Raw genomic sequence first — 16,975 nt, 5'->3', positions numbered from 1 at the left:
TTATACTAAGTAAGGTCTCAAACCTATTTATTACTTTGGTAAATGAAACAGCCAAAGCTTGTTGTTATTCAAAAATCGATAATTACTACAATTCATTACTTAAAAGAAAATGTTTCGGTTATTCATATTTGCCGATCGATTTAGCCGTTTGTACAGCTCTAATCTAACTTATAAGTAATATTTTTGACTTCGTCAGCCCATTGCTGCGGAGTTTTCGATTTATCAAAGGTTTCCCATTTGATAGGCTCTCCGAAAGTGATGGTAAACGTCTGATGCTTATTCTTAAACATCTCGTCAGGAAGAAACAGCATTTCAATATTGAATTTAATACCTAAAGCTTTTCTGCAATTTGCAAATCTATAAAAGAAATTCGAATTATGGGCATTGAAATGTACGGGAATAACGTCCCGTTTAGTTTCAATGGCTTTATGTATGAACGATTTTTGCCATTGAAGGTCTATGATTTTACCTCCGGTTTTGCGTGAACATATTCCTGCCGGAAAGGTGATGATTTGATCATCAGATAAATATGCGTCATTTATTGCCTTGGCTTTATCCTTTGCCTGTTTTCCGTATTTATTCACGGGGACAAATATCGGTTGAAGGTTTTTTATGTAGTAAAGGAGATCATTGACAAGATACTTGATTCTTTTATCAAATTTCTTTCCAACAATCGCCGATAGGCAGATTCCGTCTAATCCGCCAAGCGGATGATTCGATACGAAGATGTATCTTCCGTTTTTATCAATATTTTCGAGTCCGTTGATTTTCAGCTTGAGGTCGAAATATCCGACAACAGCATCCATAAAATCTACTCCGTACCTGTCTTTGTAGATCGTTAAGATTTCGTTTAACTCATCAATATGTACTTTCTTCTTTAAATACCTGAGGATAAATGAAGGTGTTTTAGCGTATAGCTTCGGAGCTTTGCTTTTAAATATCTTGTCAAGATCCAAAGTGTTTAAAGCAGCTTTCTCTTCAAGGTCTTCCATCTTCTGATTAAAATTCAATGATCTGTTTTATAGCCTAATTCGGATTGCCTTATTTCCGATAAAAGAGGCCTGACGCCTTTAATTTTCCTGAAAGCGTAAAGATAACTTTTTTATAAGAATGAAGACTAAGTGTTCGGGATTTATTGAATCTGATTTCATTTTTTTAGTAAATCTGATTGAAATGTTGTAAGCCCTTAATGTGTTGAATATTAGAAAAGTTGCACTGTTGAAAACTTTTTTTAAAAACTTGGTGTTTTAAAGTGGGGCAAAGTGGATAATTTTATAACTTTACGCTCTATATGTAAAAATAAGGAGTAAAAGCTTAATTGTGATATGCAATTTCTGGGGAGTATAGATGCAAAGATAGATGCGAAAATGAGGGTTTTCGTGCCTGCGGCCTTTCGAAAAGTGTTGCAAGGTGTGGCTCAGTCTGCGTTTGTTCTTCGCAAAGACCTCTTTCAGGATTGTTTGGTATTGTATCCTGTGGATGTTTGGGATGCGGAAGTTCAGCATTTGCGTAGCCGTCTCAATCGCTGGGATAAATCTCATCAGCAGTTGTTCCGCCAGTTTGTAGTCGATGCAGAACGTCTTGATGTCGATGCCAGTGGGCGTATATTGATTCCTAAGCGTTATTTGCAGATGGTGGGGATTGAGGCTGAAATTCAATTCTTGGGAGTTGATAACACAATCGAGATTTGGCGAAAAGACCGCTTAGCTGAAACTTTTATCGATCCGTCTGATTTTGGTATGCAGATTCAGGAAATAATGAATAAAGAGAATCCGAATGGCTGAAAATAAAGATAAATTAATTGTTGCAGACGGTTATCACGTTCCGGTATTGTTAATGCCGAGTGTCGACGGAATGGATATTCATTCTGGAGATGTCTGTGTTGATGTTACATTCGGAGGCGGAGGGCATTCCCGTGAGATCTTATCCCGTTTAGGGGAAGATGGGCGTCTTTATGTATTTGATCAGGATGAAGATGCTATCCATAATATAACAGGAGACTCTCGTCTTACTTTCATAAGAAGTAATTTCAGGTATCTGAAAAATTTCCTTAAATACCATCATGTCGAATCTGTTAATTCGGTTTTAGCTGATTTGGGTGTGTCTTCACATCATTTCGATGATGACCAGAGAGGGTTTTCTTTTCGTTTTGAAGACGGAGATCTTGATATGAGAATGAATCGGCAGGCGGGTGTTTCTGCGGCTCAGGTCTTGAATGAGTATGAGGAGGGGGATCTGGCGAATGTTTTCTATTTGTATGGAGAGTTGAAGCAGTCTCGTCAGATTGCATTTAAAATAGTGGCAAGACGAAAAGAAAAGCCATTCAGGAAAATTAAAGATCTGCTCGATATTCTTACACCTTATACTAAAGGTGGAAAAGAGAAAAAAATACTGGCTCAGGCATTTCAGGCTCTGAGGATAGAGGTTAATCAGGAAATGGATGCCCTAAAAGAGATGCTCGAACAGGCAAAAGATCTTCTTGTTTCCGGAGGTAGATTGTCTGTTATAACCTACCATTCATTAGAAGATCGCTTGGTGAAGAATTTTTTTAAGACAGGAAATTTTGAGGGGAATGTGGATAAAGATTTTTTCGGAAATGTGAATACTCCATTTATCCTTGTTAATAATAAAGTAATCATTCCTTCGGATGACGAACAGTCTCTGAATCCCAGATCAAGAAGTGCTAAGTTAAGAATTGCTGAAAAGAAATAAGGACTCACATCTCGTAACTCGTAATTGTTGATTATGTCATTGAAATTAAAAGATATACGAAAAAGTACAATGCATGTATTAAGCGGAACAATCCTTACCGAGGATTTCTTCCTGAAGAATACACGCTTTATGCTTGTTGTCTTTGTGATCATTATTCTATATATAAGTAATAGGTATAGCTGTATTGCGAAAAAAGCCGAGATAGAGTCGTTGAAGATCGAAATGAAAGACGTTAAATACGAATCATTGACGATATCTTCTGAGTTGACCAGCGTAAGTAGGCAGACAAGAGTTCAGTCTCTTGTGGATGATAATGGGTTAGAGCTTCGGTCGCCTACCGAACCTGCTTATAAAGTCAAGGAGAAAGAGTGAGTTGAATGAGGACAGCGAAAGTTCAATACTGTGTGTTTTAGATTCGGCTTTGAATTTCATCTGAATTGTCAAGGCGATAAAGAAAGGATATATGGCAAAAAATGAAAATAGTATAAAAGGCAAGAAGCAAACGATCATAAACCGCTATGGGTTTATCGTTTTCCTGTTTCTGGCCATCTTTGTTGCCATACTGGTGTATATAGTGCGTATCATGTTTGTCGAAGGTGACCAATGGCGTGCTTTGGGGATTAAAGAAACAGTAAAAAAAGATAGGGAGATAAAGCCCAACAGAGGGAATATATATGCCGATGATGGCAGGCTTTTGGCTACAAGCGAGCCTCTTTACGGTGTTTATATCGACTTTATGGCAGAAGGTATACGTAAGGATACTTTGATGAAGTATGTCGGAGACTTATCCGTAGCTTTAGCGCGTAAGTATCCTGATAAGAATGCGACTCAATATAAAAATCTCATACTGAACGGCTGGGATTTAAGCCGTAGGGAGTTAAATCAAATAGAACAAATTAAAGAGAGTGGCTCGAAGAAGAAATTCAGACCGAAAAGCCGATATATCCGTCTTATAAAACGTGATGTAAATTATGTGGAGCTGAAAGAATTACGTACATATCCGTTTCTTAATCAGAGATCGAACCGCACAGGTATGATTGTCGAAGAACGTTCGATGCGGGCAAAACCATTTGGACGTTTAGCCGGACGTACAGTGGGTTCTATATATAAAGATATAGATAAAGGGGGATCAAGTGGTGTCGAATTAAAGTATGATTCGATATTAAGGGGAAAGCCCGGAGTGAAAAGCCGTCAGAAAATACAAGGACGCTGGCTCGATGTTGTAGAAGTTCCTGCTGAAGATGGTTGGGATGTAAAAACTACATTAGATGTAGATATTCAGGACATAACTGAAAAGGCTTTATATTCGAAATTAGAAGAGACCGGAGCTGAATCCGGAACAGCTATCATTATGGAGGTTGCAACAGGAGAGATCAAAGCAATCTCGAATCTCGACAGGATGCCTGATGGCAGTTATGCCGAAGGAAATCCCAATGCTTTTTCTTACATGAGTGAGCCGGGATCGACATTTAAAACTCTTTCCGTGATGATTGCTCTCGAAGATGGAGTTGTAACTCCTGATGAGAAATTTCATGTAGGAACAGGACTTTTTCAATATGGCGGCCGTACTGTAAGAGATCACTATTGGAGACATGGAGCGGATAGAGGAGACCTTACCGTGGCGCAAGGGATACATATATCATCTAATATCGTTGTATCTAAAGTTATACTGAAAGGTTATGAGAATAATCCGGAAAAATATGTTCAGCGAATTTATGATACCGGAATAACAAAAAAAATAGATTGGGATGTACCTTTGCAAGGAAAAGAAGGTACGGCAATTATACGCCATCCCAATGATAAATCGCATTACTGGTCAAGAACCACTTTGCCCTGGATGTCATTCGGATACGAAACTCAAATACCTCCTATATATATATTGATGTTTTATAATGGTATAGCTAACGGAGGTAAAATGATAAAGCCATTTATAACAAAGGCTTTCATGCATGATGGAAAAGTAGAGAAAGAATTTACTACAGATATCATTAACCCATCGCTTTGTTCGCCCAAAACATTGGAAGAGATACAACAAATGCTGGTTGGTGTTGTAAATGAAGGAACAGGTAAGTTTGTCGGATCCAAATCTTTCCAGATTGCCGGAAAGACAGGTACTGCAATGATTGCATCGGAGGGACGCTACGGAAGTGGTTATTACGTGTCTTTCTGTGGATATTTTCCGGCTGAAAAACCGATGTACACTTGTTTTGTCGGAATAAGAAGACCTAAAGGTGTTCCATCCGGAGGATTGATGCCCGGAGGGGTTTTTAAACAGATAGCAGAACAGGTATATGCACGGAAAGTGTACATGGCTCCTTCGGCTTGTAAGCCCGATACTGCATTATTGATGACTCCTTATGTGAAAAGTGGTTCCAAGAAGGATCTGGAGCTAGTGCTTAGCAGTCTTAATTTACCTTATACACCATCTCAGGATGATGCGGAATGGGTTGTTGCAACTCCTTCTATCAATAAGATAGATCTGAGAAAGAATGTGATAGAAAATGGTCTCGTTCCCGATGTTAAGGGAATGGGTGCCCGCGATGCTCTTTTCGTATTGGAAAGAATGGGGCTGCGGGTACGGATTCAGGGCTACGGTAAAGTAGTTTCTCAATCGATGCCTTCGGGCAGTCGTATTGTCAGAGGTTCTTCGATCTCATTAGAATTGAAATAAAAAATTACAAGATAAAATAAGAAAACTATGAAGTTGCAAGAGTTAGTGTCAAATATTCAGGTTGATATAATTGATACACATGGCGATAAAGATGTTGATGTAAAAGGAATTGCTTCGGACTCGCGTAAAGTCTCGGAAGGCTTTGCTTTTATTGCAGCTCAAGGCGTTCAGGTCGATGGTCATGAATTCATAAGTAAGGCTATCGAATCGGGAGCTAAAGTTATAATATACGATAGAGATATAGCAGATACGGTATTGGGTGTTACCTATGTAAAAGTAAAAGACAGTGCCGATGCAATAGGTAAGTTGGCTTCGGCATGGTTCGGAAACCCATCCCAGAAATTGCAGTTGGTTGGTGTTACCGGAACAAACGGAAAAACAACAACAGCAACTTTATTATATAAAATGTTTCGTCAATTGGGATATGGAGCAGGTCTTCTGTCTACTGTATGCAATTATGTAAACGATGATGAATATCCGGCTACTCATACGACGCCTGATCCTATATCATTAAATGAATTTTTGGCAAAAATGGTTGATGACGGATGCGAATACGCTTTTATGGAAGTGAGTTCACATGCTATACACCAGAAAAGAATAAGCGGATTATTGTTCAGAGGTGGTATTTTTACCAATCTGACACAGGATCATCTTGATTATCATAAGACAATGCAGGAATATCTGAAAGCTAAGAAGTTATTCTTTGATAATCTGCCCGAATCAGCATTCGCTCTTACCAATGTGGATGATAAAAACGGATTGGTAATGCTTCAGAATACAAAAGCCGAAAAGCATACTTATTCAGTAAAATCATTAGGAGATTTTAAGGCCCGCATTCTCGAAAAGCATTTCGATGGAACAGCTATTGAAATTAATGGACGTGAATTGGAAGTCCAATTTGTAGGAGTATTCAATGTCTATAATTTACTGGCGGTTTATGGAGCAAGTGTCTTGTTAGGGCAGGATATCGAAAAGGTGTTGGTTATATTAAGTACTCTGAAATCTGTTGCCGGCCGTTTCGAAACGATAAGATCTAAAGACGGTTTTACTGCAATCGTAGATTATGCGCATACTCCGGATGCTCTGACTAATGTTTTGAACGCCATTCATGATGTTCTTGACGGAGGAGGACGGGTTATAAGTGTCGTGGGCTGCGGAGGAAACAGGGATAAAACCAAACGTCCGATTATGGCTCAGGAATCGGTAAGATTGAGTGATCAGGTTATTCTAACGTCGGATAATCCCCGATTTGAGGAACCTCAATCTATCATAGATGATATGGTTGCAGGTCTTGATCCTGTTCAGATGAAAAAAACATTGTGTATTGTTGAGAGGGAACAAGCTATAAAGACAGCTTGTACTTTAGCTAAAAGCGGAGATGTTATTCTCATAGCTGGTAAAGGACACGAAGACTATCAGGATGTAAAAGGTGTGAAACACCACTTTGATGATAGGGAGGTTGTAAAAGCAATTTTAGGTTTGTAGAACAAGTTAAATATATATTATATAATGCTATATTATCTTTTTAATTATTTGGATACCTTAGACTTCCCTGGTGCCGGTATGTTTAAATACGTATCATTTAGGGCAGCTATGACTATATTGTTATCCTTGATTATATCTACTGTTATAGGTCGAAGGATTATTGATAAACTTCAGGTATTGCAGATCGGCGAGATTGTGCGTAATCTGGGACTCGAAGGTCAGTTAAGTAAAAAAGGAACTCCAACTATGGGAGGTATTATAATTATCATAGCGATAATAGTTCCCGTTTTACTGTTGGCACGTCTGGAGAACGTATATATAATATTGATGTTGATAACTACAGTGTGGTTAGGGTCTTTAGGATTTCTGGATGATTATATAAAAGTCTTCAAAAAAGATAAAGAAGGATTGCATGGTAAGTTCAAAATAATAGCTCAGATTGGTCTAGGACTTATTGTCGGATTGACTTTATATCTGAGCCCATCTGTAATAGTAAAAGAGAATACCGAAGTACGGAATACCGAAGACATAATAGAACGGGTTACTTATACTGTCGAGGGAGTAAAGTCTACACAGACCACTATTCCTTTCTTCAAGAATAATAATCTGGATTATGAGTCGCTTGTTTCCTTTATGGGGGAATATTCAAGTGCTGCAGCTTGGTTTTTATTTGTTTTGGTTGTAATATTCATTGTTACAGCTGTATCCAATGGTGCTAATTTAACAGACGGACTAGACGGTTTAGCGGCTGGAAGTTCAGCCGTGATAGGGGTTACGCTCGGTATTCTGGCGTATGTGTCAGGGCACGTTGAGTTTGCTTCTTACCTGAATATCATGTTTATTCCGGGAAGTGAAGAACTGGTAGTCTTCGCAGCTGCATTTATCGGGGCTACTGTCGGGTTTCTTTGGTATAATGCGTTTCCTGCACAGGTGTTTATGGGAGATACAGGTAGTTTGACTTTAGGAGGTATAATCGGTGTGTTTGCCGTGATTATTCATAAAGAACTTTTGTTGCCGATTCTTTGCGGAGTTTTCTTTGTTGAAAGTATCTCGGTGATGATGCAGGTGTTCTATTTCAAATTTACAAAGAAGAAATATGGTGAAGGTCGCCGTATTTTCAAAATGACTCCGTTGCATCATCATTTTCAGAAAGCAGGAAATTCTGGAATACAGGCGTTGATACAAAAGCCGTTTAATCCTGTTCCTGAATCTAAAATAGTAGTACGTTTCTGGATTATAGGTATCATATTGGCTGCCATAACACTGATAACATTGAAGATGAGATAATTTCGAATATATGAAAAGGATAGTAATACTTGGTGGAGGCGAAAGTGGTGCAGGATCAGCGATTCTTGCACAGGCTAAGGGTTTTGATGTATTTCTTTCGGATAATGGATCTTTACAGGAAAAATATAAAGAAGAACTATCGGGAAAGAATATCAGCTTCGAAGAAAAAGGACATACGGAAAGCCTTATTCTTTCAGCAGACGAGATTATCAAAAGTCCAGGTATCCCGGAAGATGCTCCATTGATTGTTGCTGCCCGTTCAAAAAATATTCCGGTAATTTCGGAAATTGAATTTGCAGGACGTTATACCTCTGCTAAAAAGATTAGTATAACCGGTAGTAACGGTAAAACCACGACTACCAGTCTTATATATCATATTTTACAATCAGCCGGACTGAATGTTGGATTAGGCGGTAATATCGGACGGAGTTTTGCCCGTCAGGTTGCAGAGAATAATTTCGATTACTATGTCTTGGAATTGAGCAGTTTTCAGTTGGATGATATGTATGATTTCAAGGCGGATATTGCTATTCTTCTGAATATTACTCCTGATCATTTGGATAGATATGATCATAAAATGCAAAATTACGTTGACGCCAAGATGCGGATTATCCGTAATCAAACTAAGGCGGATGCTTTTATATACTGGGCGGAAGATCCGATTGTGACTGTCGAAGTAGAAAAGCTACATCCTCAGGCTACAATATATACATTTGCAGAATCCGAAAAAGAAGGAGTTTCTGCATATTCCGATGATAAAAAAATATTTATACATACACCAAAATCTGTATTTGAGATGGAACAAGATTTATTAGCATTAACAGGTACTCACAATCTGTATAATTCTTTAGCTTCCGGTATCACAGCCAAACTGTTGGATATTACAGATGATAAGTTACGTCAGTCGTTAAGCGATTTCAAAGGTGTGGAACACCGTTTGGAGAAGGTCGCTGATGTGAAAGGCATTCACTTTATTAACGACTCGAAAGCCACTAATGTTAATTCCTGCTGGTATGCACTGAAGAGTATGAAATCTAAAGTGGTGCTTATTCTGGGAGGAAAAGACAAAGGAAATGACTATACTGAGATTGAAGAGCTTGTAAAATCTAAAGTGCATGCTTTAGTTTTCTTAGGTGTGGATAATTCAAAACTGCACAAGTTCTTCGATGGTAAAGTCGATAGAATTGAAGATGCCGGCTCAATGGAAGAAGCTGTAACAAAAGCATATCAGCTTGCTGATGCCGGAGATGCGGTCCTTTTGTCGCCATGTTGTGCAAGTTTTGACTTGTTTAAGAGTTATGAAGACCGCGGAGACCAGTTTAAATATTGGGTACGTAAGCTTTAAAAAATCAATTTGAAAATTAGATAATGAGCCGATAAAAGGGGACATTATCCAGTTTACTAATTTACATATTGAATGAACATCTTTGAACGTATATTTAAAGGTGATAAAACAATCTGGTGTATATTTATTGCACTATGTATTATATCACTTCTCGAGGTATTTAGTGCTTCGAGTACGATTGTTTATCGCCAGCACAATCACTGGGGGCCGATTTTCCGTCATGCAGTCTTTTTGATGATCGGTTTCGGTGCTGTAGTATTCCTGCAAAGAGTGCCTACAAGGTATTTTTCGGGAATGATACTGCTTGTGCCTTTGTCATGGGTGTTGCTCATTATGACCATGTTTCTCGGTTCGGATGTAAACGGGGCGCAGCGGTGGCTTGGTGTAGGCGGTGTGTTTACTATACAGCCTTCGGAGATAGCCAAACTTGCTTTGATGGGATATGTTGCATTCTTTTTGAGTAAATTAAAGGATAACAATCAGTCGCAGGTATTTAAATTTTTACTTGTAGGTATCGGTATTACATGTGCACTCATTATTACCGAGAACTTATCTACAGCTTGTTTGCTGCTGTTTGTCTGCTACCTGATGATGTTTATCGGACAAGTCGATCTTAAAAAGTTGGGATTGATAGCTCTGGTTGGTATCGTTTCTATTACATTATTGGTAGGTATGTTGACTCTGATTCCCGCTTCTACCGCTAAAGCCTATCTGCCTGATCGTTTTGCAACATGGCAGGCACGTATCGACAGGCACTCTTCGGCAGAGGAAGAAGGTGCTGAAAATGGAGGAGAGTATAAGATTACAGATGAAAATTATCAGGTATCACATGCCAAAATAGCTATTGCTAATGGCAAAATTATAGGACTGCCGGGAAGTGGAACCGAAAGGGATTTTCTACCGCAGGCTTATTCCGATTTTATTTTTGCTATAATTCTGGAGGAAATGGGGCTTCTTGGAGGTCTGTTTACTCTTTTACTATATGTTGCATTGATGATTCGGGCTGGAATTTTAGCTTCGAAGTGCGAAAAGTTATTTCCCCGTTATTTACTGCTCGGGGCAGCTTTGCTTATAACTATACAGGCATTGGCGAATATGGCTGTGGCGGTAAATCTTATTCCGGTAACGGGGCAGCCACTGCCGCTTATAAGTAGAGGAGGAACATCTACGATCATAACGTGTGTGTACTTCGGTATTATTCTGGCATGTTCGAATGCTAAAGAAGACGAGCATGAAGACGTAGATGAGAGTATTGCAAATGTTGATTACGAATAAGGTCTGAGACCTTAATATTATAAAGATTTATGAGAGTAATAATAAGTGGAGGAGGTACGGGAGGACATATATTTCCGGCGATATCGATAGCTAACGCAATTAAACTGCGTTATCCGGATGCTAAAATATTGTTTGTTGGAGCAGAAGATCGTATGGAAATGACGCGTGTACCTGCTGCCGGTTATGAAATTGTAGGTCTGCCTGTTGCCGGTTTCAATAGATCAGCTTTATTGAAGAATATTGTTGTTTTGAAGAAATTGGCTACAAGTTTGTTAAAAGCTCGGAAAGTAGTTAAAACTTTCAAACCCGATATTGCTATCGGAGTAGGAGGGTATGCCAGCGGGCCATTGTTGAAAATGGCGTCCCGTTTGGGTGTACCTACATTGGTGCAGGAGCAAAATTCGTATGCTGGTGTAACTAATAAATTACTTGCCGAAAAAGCTGCCCGTATTTGTGTTGCTTATGAAGGTATGGAACGGTTCTTTCCGAAAGAAAAAATCGTACTTACAGGTAATCCCTGCCGTCAGGATCTGGAAACGAATGTATTGCAAGAAGAGGCCTTGAAGTTTTTTAACCTCGATCCGATGAAAAAAACAATTTTGGTGATAGGAGGAAGCCTTGGTGCGAAGACGTTAAACCAGAGTATCCTCCATAATCTGCCGCTGTTGGCTGAATCGGGAGTACAGGTTGTATGGCAGGCCGGAGAACGGTATCTGCATGAATTGACGATGTCTCTACAGAGTAAAGAAAAATCTGAAAATATTCATCTGTATGATTTTATCAATCGGATGGATTTAGCATATAAGGTTGCGGATCTGGTTGTATCCAGAGCAGGAGCCGGATCAATCTCTGAATTGAGTATACTGGGCAAGCCTGTCATATTAGTGCCTTCGCCCAACGTTGCAGAAGATCATCAGACAAAAAATGCACAAGCATTGGTAGATCATCATGCTGCTGTGATGATAAAAGATGCGGATGCTCAAAATGAATTGATACCCATGGCGGTAAAAATAGTAAATGATGGCGATACTTTGCGGCAGCTGTCGGACAATATCAAAAAGATGGCATTGCCCGATTCGGCAAACCGTATAGTAGACGAAATCGAAAAGATAATAAACTCAAAGGCTTAAGAAGCGAAAGACAATGGATAATATCAGATCAGTATATTTTTTAGGAATAGGGGGTATCGGGATGAGTAATCTTGCTCGTTATTTTATGTCGAAGGGTAAATCAGTCGGAGGTTATGACCGTGCCGAAACTTTGCTGACCAAAGCTTTGGTGAAAGAAGGAGCGGATATTCATTATGCCGATGATGTAGCAAATATACCTGTCCTATATACTGATAAAGAAACGACCCTGATAGTATATACTCCTGCCATGCCTGATGATAGTCCTGAACTGAATTATTTCAGAGAACATGGATTTGATATACATAAACGGGCTCAGGTTTTAGGATTGATAACTCAGTCCAGCAAGGCCTTATGTTGTGCAGGTACTCATGGTAAAACAACAACATCCAGCATGCTGGCTCATATATTGAAAGGTTCTCATCTTGATTGCAACGCTTTCTTGGGAGGGATACTGAAAAACTATGACAGTAACCTGATGTTGTCCGACAAAAGCGAATTTACAGTAGTAGAGGCAGACGAATATGACCGTTCGTTTCATTGGCTGCATCCTTATATGGCTTTGATAACTTCGGTTGATCCCGACCATTTGGATATATACGGAACAGAAGATGAATATCTGAAAAGTTTCGAGAAGTTTACATCGCTTATTCAACCCGGTGGAGCTCTCGTGGTGAAGCACAATATAAAGCTGAAACCTCAGTTGCAATCCGGAGTCAGATTATATACTTATTCTCAGGATAAGGGAGACTTCAGGGCTGAAAATATAAAAGTGGGAAGTGGTACAATACGTTTCGATTTTGTGACACCCGATTCGGTTGTGAAGAATATAGAGTTAGGTGTTCCTGTTCGTATTAATATCGAAAATGGAATCGGTTCTATGGCTTTGGCTTGGTTGAACGGAGCTACAGACGATGAATTGAGAAATGGTATGCGTACTTTCCAAGGAGCAAAACGACGTTTCGATTTTATGCTGAAAACCGACTCATTGGTGATGATAGATGATTATGCACATCATCCGGATGAATTATCGGCTAGTATTTCATCTGTAAAAGAACTTTATCCGGATAAGAAAGTATTAGGTGTTTTCCAGCCTCACTTATATAGCCGTACCCGCGATTTTGCGGATCAGTTTGCCCGTAGTTTATCGCTTTTGGACGAATTGATTCTTCTTGATATTTATCCAGCAAGGGAAAAACCTATCGAGGGAGTGACTTCTCAAATAATTTTTGATAAAGTTACCTGTAAAAAAACGCTGTGTAAAAAGAGCGAACTATTGGATATTATAAGGAATAAAAAAGATATAGAAGTTCTGTTGACTGTCGGAGCGGGAGATATTGACCAACTTTTGCAGCCGATAAAAGAACTATTGGAAGAACGATTAAATAAATAGGTCTGAGACCTTCAATTTCGAATGGTAAAGAAAATTTTAATCATAACAGGTTTATGTCTATTGGGCGGATACCTGATCTTTGCGGCCTTCTTTTTCGAGAAGCAACCGCAGGAGAAAGTATGCAGTCATTTCGAAGTTGTGGTTGATAATAAAAGTGATGATAAGTTTATCGAAGCATCTGACATCGAAAAAGATATAAATACCAAAGGATTGAATCCATATGGAAAGCAGCTGAAAGAGGTTGATACATACGCAATTCAGCAGGAAATTTTAGAAAATAAACTGATACGCTCAGCCAATGTATTCATAACCAGTGATGGTGGGATAAGAGCCGTTATACAGGAACGGATTCCGGTATTGCGTATTATACCCGACAATGGCAATAGTTATTATATTGACAAGCAAGGAGAGGCAATGCCTCTATCTAACCGTAATACAGCTTATTTGCCTTTGGCTACCGGAAATATAAAAGAAGACTTTGCTGCAACAGATTTATATAAATTTGCATTATATTTGTATGATAACGCATTTTGGAATGCTCAGATTGAACAAATTGTCGTAAGATCTAAGACCGATGTCTCGCTGATAACCCGTATCGGAGATCATGAGGTCTTATTGGGCAGCCTGGATAACTACGAGGATAAATTGGCCAGGTTGAAAACTTTCTATACGGAAGCTTTACCCAATACGGGATGGAACAGGTATTCGAAATTAAATTTGAAGTACGACAAACAAGTTATAGGAACAAAACGTTGAATTAGAGTATTTGCTGATTTGTAACATTAGCAATACTAAAGTAATAAAAAGGCTGAATGCCTTAACTGAAAAGATAGAAGATATGGAACAGGCGGGTTTTATCGTGGGTATCGACCTGGGAACTTCAAAGATTGTCGGTCTTATGGGGCGTAAAAACGAGCAAGGTGTAATATCTATACTTGCTTCGGAATCAATCCCGTCCGACAACTGTGTGAAACATGGAGTTGTATATAATATTGATGAAGCTTCCGGTAAAATAAAGAAGCTCATAAACTTACTCGAAAATAAATCGGGACGTAAAATAGGTAAAGTATACGTATCTATTGCCGGAAAATCGTTGCGGGCAATAGAATATTCATTAACGAAGGATCTGGGCGTGGAGTCGGATGTTACATTTGCGGTTATAGACCAGATGGAACAGCAGGCCCGTCAGAATAAGCCTGAGTTTTTGACGAATTACAGTGTTGTAGCACCTGAAATATTTTTGGACGGACAATATGATGAAGATCCGATTAATAAAACAGCTTCTGTCGTCGAAGGCCGTTATCGTCTGATTGTCGGACGTCCTAATATAAAAAGTAATCTGAACCGCTGTCTTGTGGAGAAAAACCAATTGGAGATAGCCGGTTATATAGTAGGACCTGTAGCTGCAGGAGCCATTGTTTTGGATGAAGCAGATAAACAAGCCGGCTGTGCATTGATTGACTTTGGTGCTGGAACAACCACTCTTTCTATATATAAGGGAGGCTTGCTTCGTTATATGGTGGTGATTCCATTCGGAGGACGTACCGTAACGAAAGATATTAAAGAATTGGGATTTATTGACACTGCCGCCGAATCGTATAAAATTAAATACGGAAGAGTCGGTAAGGATAAAAATAAGCAGACTACATCCAATTCGGATGTGGATGTAAAAGAGTTGAATAAGGTTATTCAATTACGTGAAGAAGAAATTATATTAAATATAATCAATCAGATAAAAGAATCGGGCTACTATAATCAACTCGAGGCCGGAGCTGTTATCATTGGTGCTGCATCTCAATTAACAGGTCTACCCGAATTTCTTGAAGAAAAATTGCAGATGCCGGTGAAACGAGGGGCTGCCAAGCGCTTGTATATAAATAATGCTGCCGATCTGCTTCAGAATCCGGCATATACACAAGTTTTGGGTTTATTGCTTTTTGCTAACGAGAATTGCGAAAAACGGGAGACTTCCAAAAGTGATTATTTGAACAGGCCTTCGGTATCGGTATCTGAATCAGTACCAACTGAAACAGCTGCAGAAGAACCTAAAAAACACGTTGCACCCGTAGTGCAGCAGGCTGCTCCGGTTGTAAATACCGATGAAGACGACGAGGAGGAAGATGAAGATGAGGAAAAACCGAGAAAAAAGAAGAAGGACAAGAAAGGTCCCGGATTATTCGATTTTTTCGGAAAGATTCAGAATCTTGGAGGAACCATGTTTAAAGACGAAGATTGATTAGTATGTCATTTTTGTTTCGATAAGTAATGATGGCTATTGATGAGATAATAAATATATTGTTAAATTCTTTCAGTTACTTATTGGTAGTTTATATATAAAAATAATAAATAGGTCTTCGACCTTAAATTAGAAGATATATTAGTATATGGATGACGAAATATTAGACTTTCAATTTCCACGGAAAACGCAAACAATCATCAAAGTGATAGGTGTTGGCGGAGGTGGAGGTAATGCCGTAAACCATATGTATAATGAAGGTATTCACGATGTTTCGTTTGCATTGTGTAATACTGATAATCAAGCATTGCATGAAGCACCGGTAGAGGTGAAAGTGCAGCTTGGACGTCGTACAACAGAGGGGCTTGGAGCCGGAAACCGTCCGGAAGTCGCAAAAGCGGCCGCAGAAGAAAGCTTGACGGATATTCAGGAATTGCTCAGCGATGGTACAAAAATGGTATTCATTACTGCCGGTATGGGTGGGGGAACAGGAACAGGTGCTGCACCTGTCGTAGCCCGTATAGCCAAGGATATGAATATCCTTACTGTTGGTATTGTAACTATTCCTTTTGTATTCGAAGGCCGCAAAAAAATCATACAGGCACTGAAAGGTGTCGAAGAGATTGCTAAGAATGTAGATGCTCTATTGGTAATCAATAATGAGCGTTTGATAGATATTTATTCGGATCTTACTATACCTAACGCTTTTGCCAAAGCTGATGATACATTAGCTATTGCCGCAAAAGGTATTGCCGAGATTATCACTGTACACGGGCATATCAATCTTGACTTTGCCGATGTGAAGACAATACTCAAAGACGGAGGTGTCGCCATCATGAGTAGTGGTATGGGTGAAGGTGAATATCGTGTTGATGAAGCGATCAAGAATGCTTTGCACTCTCCGTTGCTTAACAATAATGATGTATTTGATGCTAAGAAGATATTATTCAATATTTATTCGGGTGAAGATAATCCGTTGATTGTTGAAGAAATGGAGTCTGTATCTGAATTTATGAAACGCTTTGGTCCTGAGATTGAAGTTATCTGGGGTACAGCCACTGAAAAAGACTTGGGTGCAAAAGTGAAGATTACTCTTTTGGCAACAGGCTTCGGAATGTCGAGCATTCCGGGAATAGAAGAGCATCTGCGCGAGTTGTCAGACGAAGAATTACGTGAAGAAGAAGAGCGTCAATATAAAGAAGAAGAAGAAAAGCGTCGTATCAATGTGATGATCGAGCAGCATTATGGTAAGGATGGAGTGAAGACAATGGATGTCAGATCATTCTTTACGCCGAAACCAGTTATACTGTCGACCGAAGAATTAGATGACGATCGTATAGTCGAAGCTTTAGAGAATACACCTGTATTCAAAAGAGGTGAGGATTTCAACCCAAATGAATATAAGCCTGATAATAATAAAAAGGCTACCGATTTATTTAACTGA

Annotated in this window: 14 protein-coding genes; 13 read left to right on the top strand and 1 reads right to left on the bottom strand. The window is 39.2% G+C overall.

Translation table 11 applies throughout. The features are described from left to right. Nucleotides 1–158 precede the first annotated feature (158 nt). Nucleotides 159–992, bottom strand: a complete 834-nt coding sequence (locus K322_RS0102705; protein WP_035331149.1) for a 1-acyl-sn-glycerol-3-phosphate acyltransferase — start codon at nucleotides 990–992, stop codon at nucleotides 159–161. A gap of 333 nt (nucleotides 993–1,325) precedes the next feature. Here K322_RS0102705 and K322_RS0102700 point away from each other — a divergent pair, with 333 nt between their 5' ends. The 13 genes from K322_RS0102700 to ftsZ all read left to right on the top strand — a co-directional run bounded on the left by K322_RS0102700 (nucleotide 1,326) and on the right by ftsZ (nucleotide 16,975). Then, nucleotides 1,326–1,784, top strand: a complete 459-nt coding sequence (locus K322_RS0102700; protein ID WP_026625488.1) for a division/cell wall cluster transcriptional repressor MraZ — start codon at nucleotides 1,326–1,328, stop codon at nucleotides 1,782–1,784. Further along, entirely contained in the window at nucleotides 1,777–2,712 is a 936-nt protein-coding gene (gene rsmH, locus K322_RS0102695; protein ID WP_051290598.1) for a 16S rRNA (cytosine(1402)-N(4))-methyltransferase RsmH, read from the top strand. The genes K322_RS0102700 and rsmH overlap by 8 nt, the downstream gene beginning before the upstream one ends. A gap of 33 nt (nucleotides 2,713–2,745) precedes the next feature. Then, complete coding sequence (locus K322_RS0102690) at nucleotides 2,746–3,084, top strand: FtsL-like putative cell division protein (RefSeq protein ID WP_246037511.1); 339 nt, start codon at nucleotides 2,746–2,748, stop codon at nucleotides 3,082–3,084. 91 nt (nucleotides 3,085–3,175) lie between these two features. Beyond that, nucleotides 3,176–5,383, top strand: a complete 2,208-nt coding sequence (locus K322_RS0102685) for a penicillin-binding protein (protein WP_026625485.1) — start codon at nucleotides 3,176–3,178, stop codon at nucleotides 5,381–5,383. Nucleotides 5,384–5,410: 27 nt separating this feature from the next. After that, entirely contained in the window at nucleotides 5,411–6,868 is a 1,458-nt protein-coding gene (locus K322_RS0102680) for a UDP-N-acetylmuramoyl-L-alanyl-D-glutamate--2,6-diaminopimelate ligase (RefSeq protein WP_026625484.1), read from the top strand. Between the two features lie 24 nt (nucleotides 6,869–6,892). After that, on the top strand, nucleotides 6,893–8,155 hold the full coding sequence (mraY, locus tag K322_RS0102675) for a phospho-N-acetylmuramoyl-pentapeptide-transferase (protein WP_026625483.1): 1,263 nt from the start codon (nucleotides 6,893–6,895) through the stop codon (nucleotides 8,153–8,155). A 10-nt stretch (nucleotides 8,156–8,165) separates the two neighbouring features. After that, nucleotides 8,166–9,500, top strand: a complete 1,335-nt coding sequence (murD, locus tag K322_RS0102670) for a UDP-N-acetylmuramoyl-L-alanine--D-glutamate ligase (RefSeq protein WP_026625482.1) — start codon at nucleotides 8,166–8,168, stop codon at nucleotides 9,498–9,500. Nucleotides 9,501–9,572: 72 nt separating this feature from the next. Then, a complete protein-coding gene (locus K322_RS0102665) occupies nucleotides 9,573–10,775 on the top strand; it encodes an FtsW/RodA/SpoVE family cell cycle protein (protein ID WP_026625481.1) in 1,203 nt (400 codons plus the stop codon). Between the two features lie 29 nt (nucleotides 10,776–10,804). Then, the gene (murG, locus tag K322_RS0102660; protein WP_026625480.1) at nucleotides 10,805–11,905 is read left to right on the top strand and encodes an undecaprenyldiphospho-muramoylpentapeptide beta-N-acetylglucosaminyltransferase; all 1,101 of its coding nucleotides are present in this window, start codon (nucleotides 10,805–10,807) and stop codon (nucleotides 11,903–11,905) included. Between the two features lie 13 nt (nucleotides 11,906–11,918). Next, nucleotides 11,919–13,295, top strand: coding sequence for a UDP-N-acetylmuramate--L-alanine ligase (gene murC, locus K322_RS0102655; protein WP_026625479.1), 1,377 nt, complete (start codon nucleotides 11,919–11,921; stop codon nucleotides 13,293–13,295). 21 nt (nucleotides 13,296–13,316) lie between these two features. Further along, on the top strand, nucleotides 13,317–14,051 hold the full coding sequence (locus K322_RS0102650) for a cell division protein FtsQ/DivIB (protein ID WP_026625478.1): 735 nt from the start codon (nucleotides 13,317–13,319) through the stop codon (nucleotides 14,049–14,051). Nucleotides 14,052–14,133: 82 nt separating this feature from the next. After that, nucleotides 14,134–15,531 carry a cell division protein FtsA gene (gene ftsA, locus K322_RS0102645; RefSeq protein WP_026625477.1) on the top strand — a complete coding sequence of 466 codons (1,398 nt, stop codon included), beginning with the start codon at nucleotides 14,134–14,136 and terminating at the stop codon, nucleotides 15,529–15,531. A gap of 148 nt (nucleotides 15,532–15,679) precedes the next feature. Next, the gene (gene ftsZ, locus K322_RS0102640) at nucleotides 15,680–16,975 is read left to right on the top strand and encodes a cell division protein FtsZ (RefSeq protein WP_026625476.1); all 1,296 of its coding nucleotides are present in this window, start codon (nucleotides 15,680–15,682) and stop codon (nucleotides 16,973–16,975) included.

This window comes from Indolivaga capnocytophagoides DSM 22835 (genome assembly GCF_000426485.1).
Classification (GTDB): domain Bacteria; phylum Bacteroidota; class Bacteroidia; order Bacteroidales; family Dysgonomonadaceae; genus Dysgonomonas_A; species Dysgonomonas_A capnocytophagoides.
Note: the sequence above shows the minus strand (reverse complement) of the source record. Positions and strands in the feature narration are given on the sequence as shown.

Bases quoted from the DNA above. Each gene is read 5' to 3' on its own strand.
- ftsA (WP_026625477.1), top strand. From the start codon at position 14,134: ATGGAACAGGCGGGTTTTATCGTGGGTATCGACCTGGGAACTTCAAAG.
- K322_RS0102650 (WP_026625478.1), top strand. From the start codon at position 13,317: ATGGTAAAGAAAATTTTAATCATAACAGGTTTATGTCTATTGGGCGGA.
- murD (WP_026625482.1), top strand. From the start codon at position 8,166: ATGAAAAGGATAGTAATACTTGGTGGAGGCGAAAGTGGTGCAGGATCA.
- K322_RS0102705 (WP_035331149.1), bottom strand. From the start codon at position 992: ATGGAAGACCTTGAAGAGAAAGCTGCTTTAAACACTTTGGATCTTGAC.
- ftsZ (WP_026625476.1), top strand. From the start codon at position 15,680: ATGGATGACGAAATATTAGACTTTCAATTTCCACGGAAAACGCAAACA.
- murC (WP_026625479.1), top strand. From the start codon at position 11,919: ATGGATAATATCAGATCAGTATATTTTTTAGGAATAGGGGGTATCGGG.
- mraY (WP_026625483.1), top strand. From the start codon at position 6,893: ATGCTATATTATCTTTTTAATTATTTGGATACCTTAGACTTCCCTGGT.
- K322_RS0102685 (WP_026625485.1), top strand. From the start codon at position 3,176: ATGGCAAAAAATGAAAATAGTATAAAAGGCAAGAAGCAAACGATCATA.
- K322_RS0102690 (WP_246037511.1), top strand. From the start codon at position 2,746: ATGTCATTGAAATTAAAAGATATACGAAAAAGTACAATGCATGTATTA.
- K322_RS0102700 (WP_026625488.1), top strand. From the start codon at position 1,326: ATGCAATTTCTGGGGAGTATAGATGCAAAGATAGATGCGAAAATGAGG.
- K322_RS0102680 (WP_026625484.1), top strand. From the start codon at position 5,411: ATGAAGTTGCAAGAGTTAGTGTCAAATATTCAGGTTGATATAATTGAT.
- K322_RS0102665 (WP_026625481.1), top strand. From the start codon at position 9,573: ATGAACATCTTTGAACGTATATTTAAAGGTGATAAAACAATCTGGTGT.
- rsmH (WP_051290598.1), top strand. From the start codon at position 1,777: ATGGCTGAAAATAAAGATAAATTAATTGTTGCAGACGGTTATCACGTT.
- murG (WP_026625480.1), top strand. From the start codon at position 10,805: ATGAGAGTAATAATAAGTGGAGGAGGTACGGGAGGACATATATTTCCG.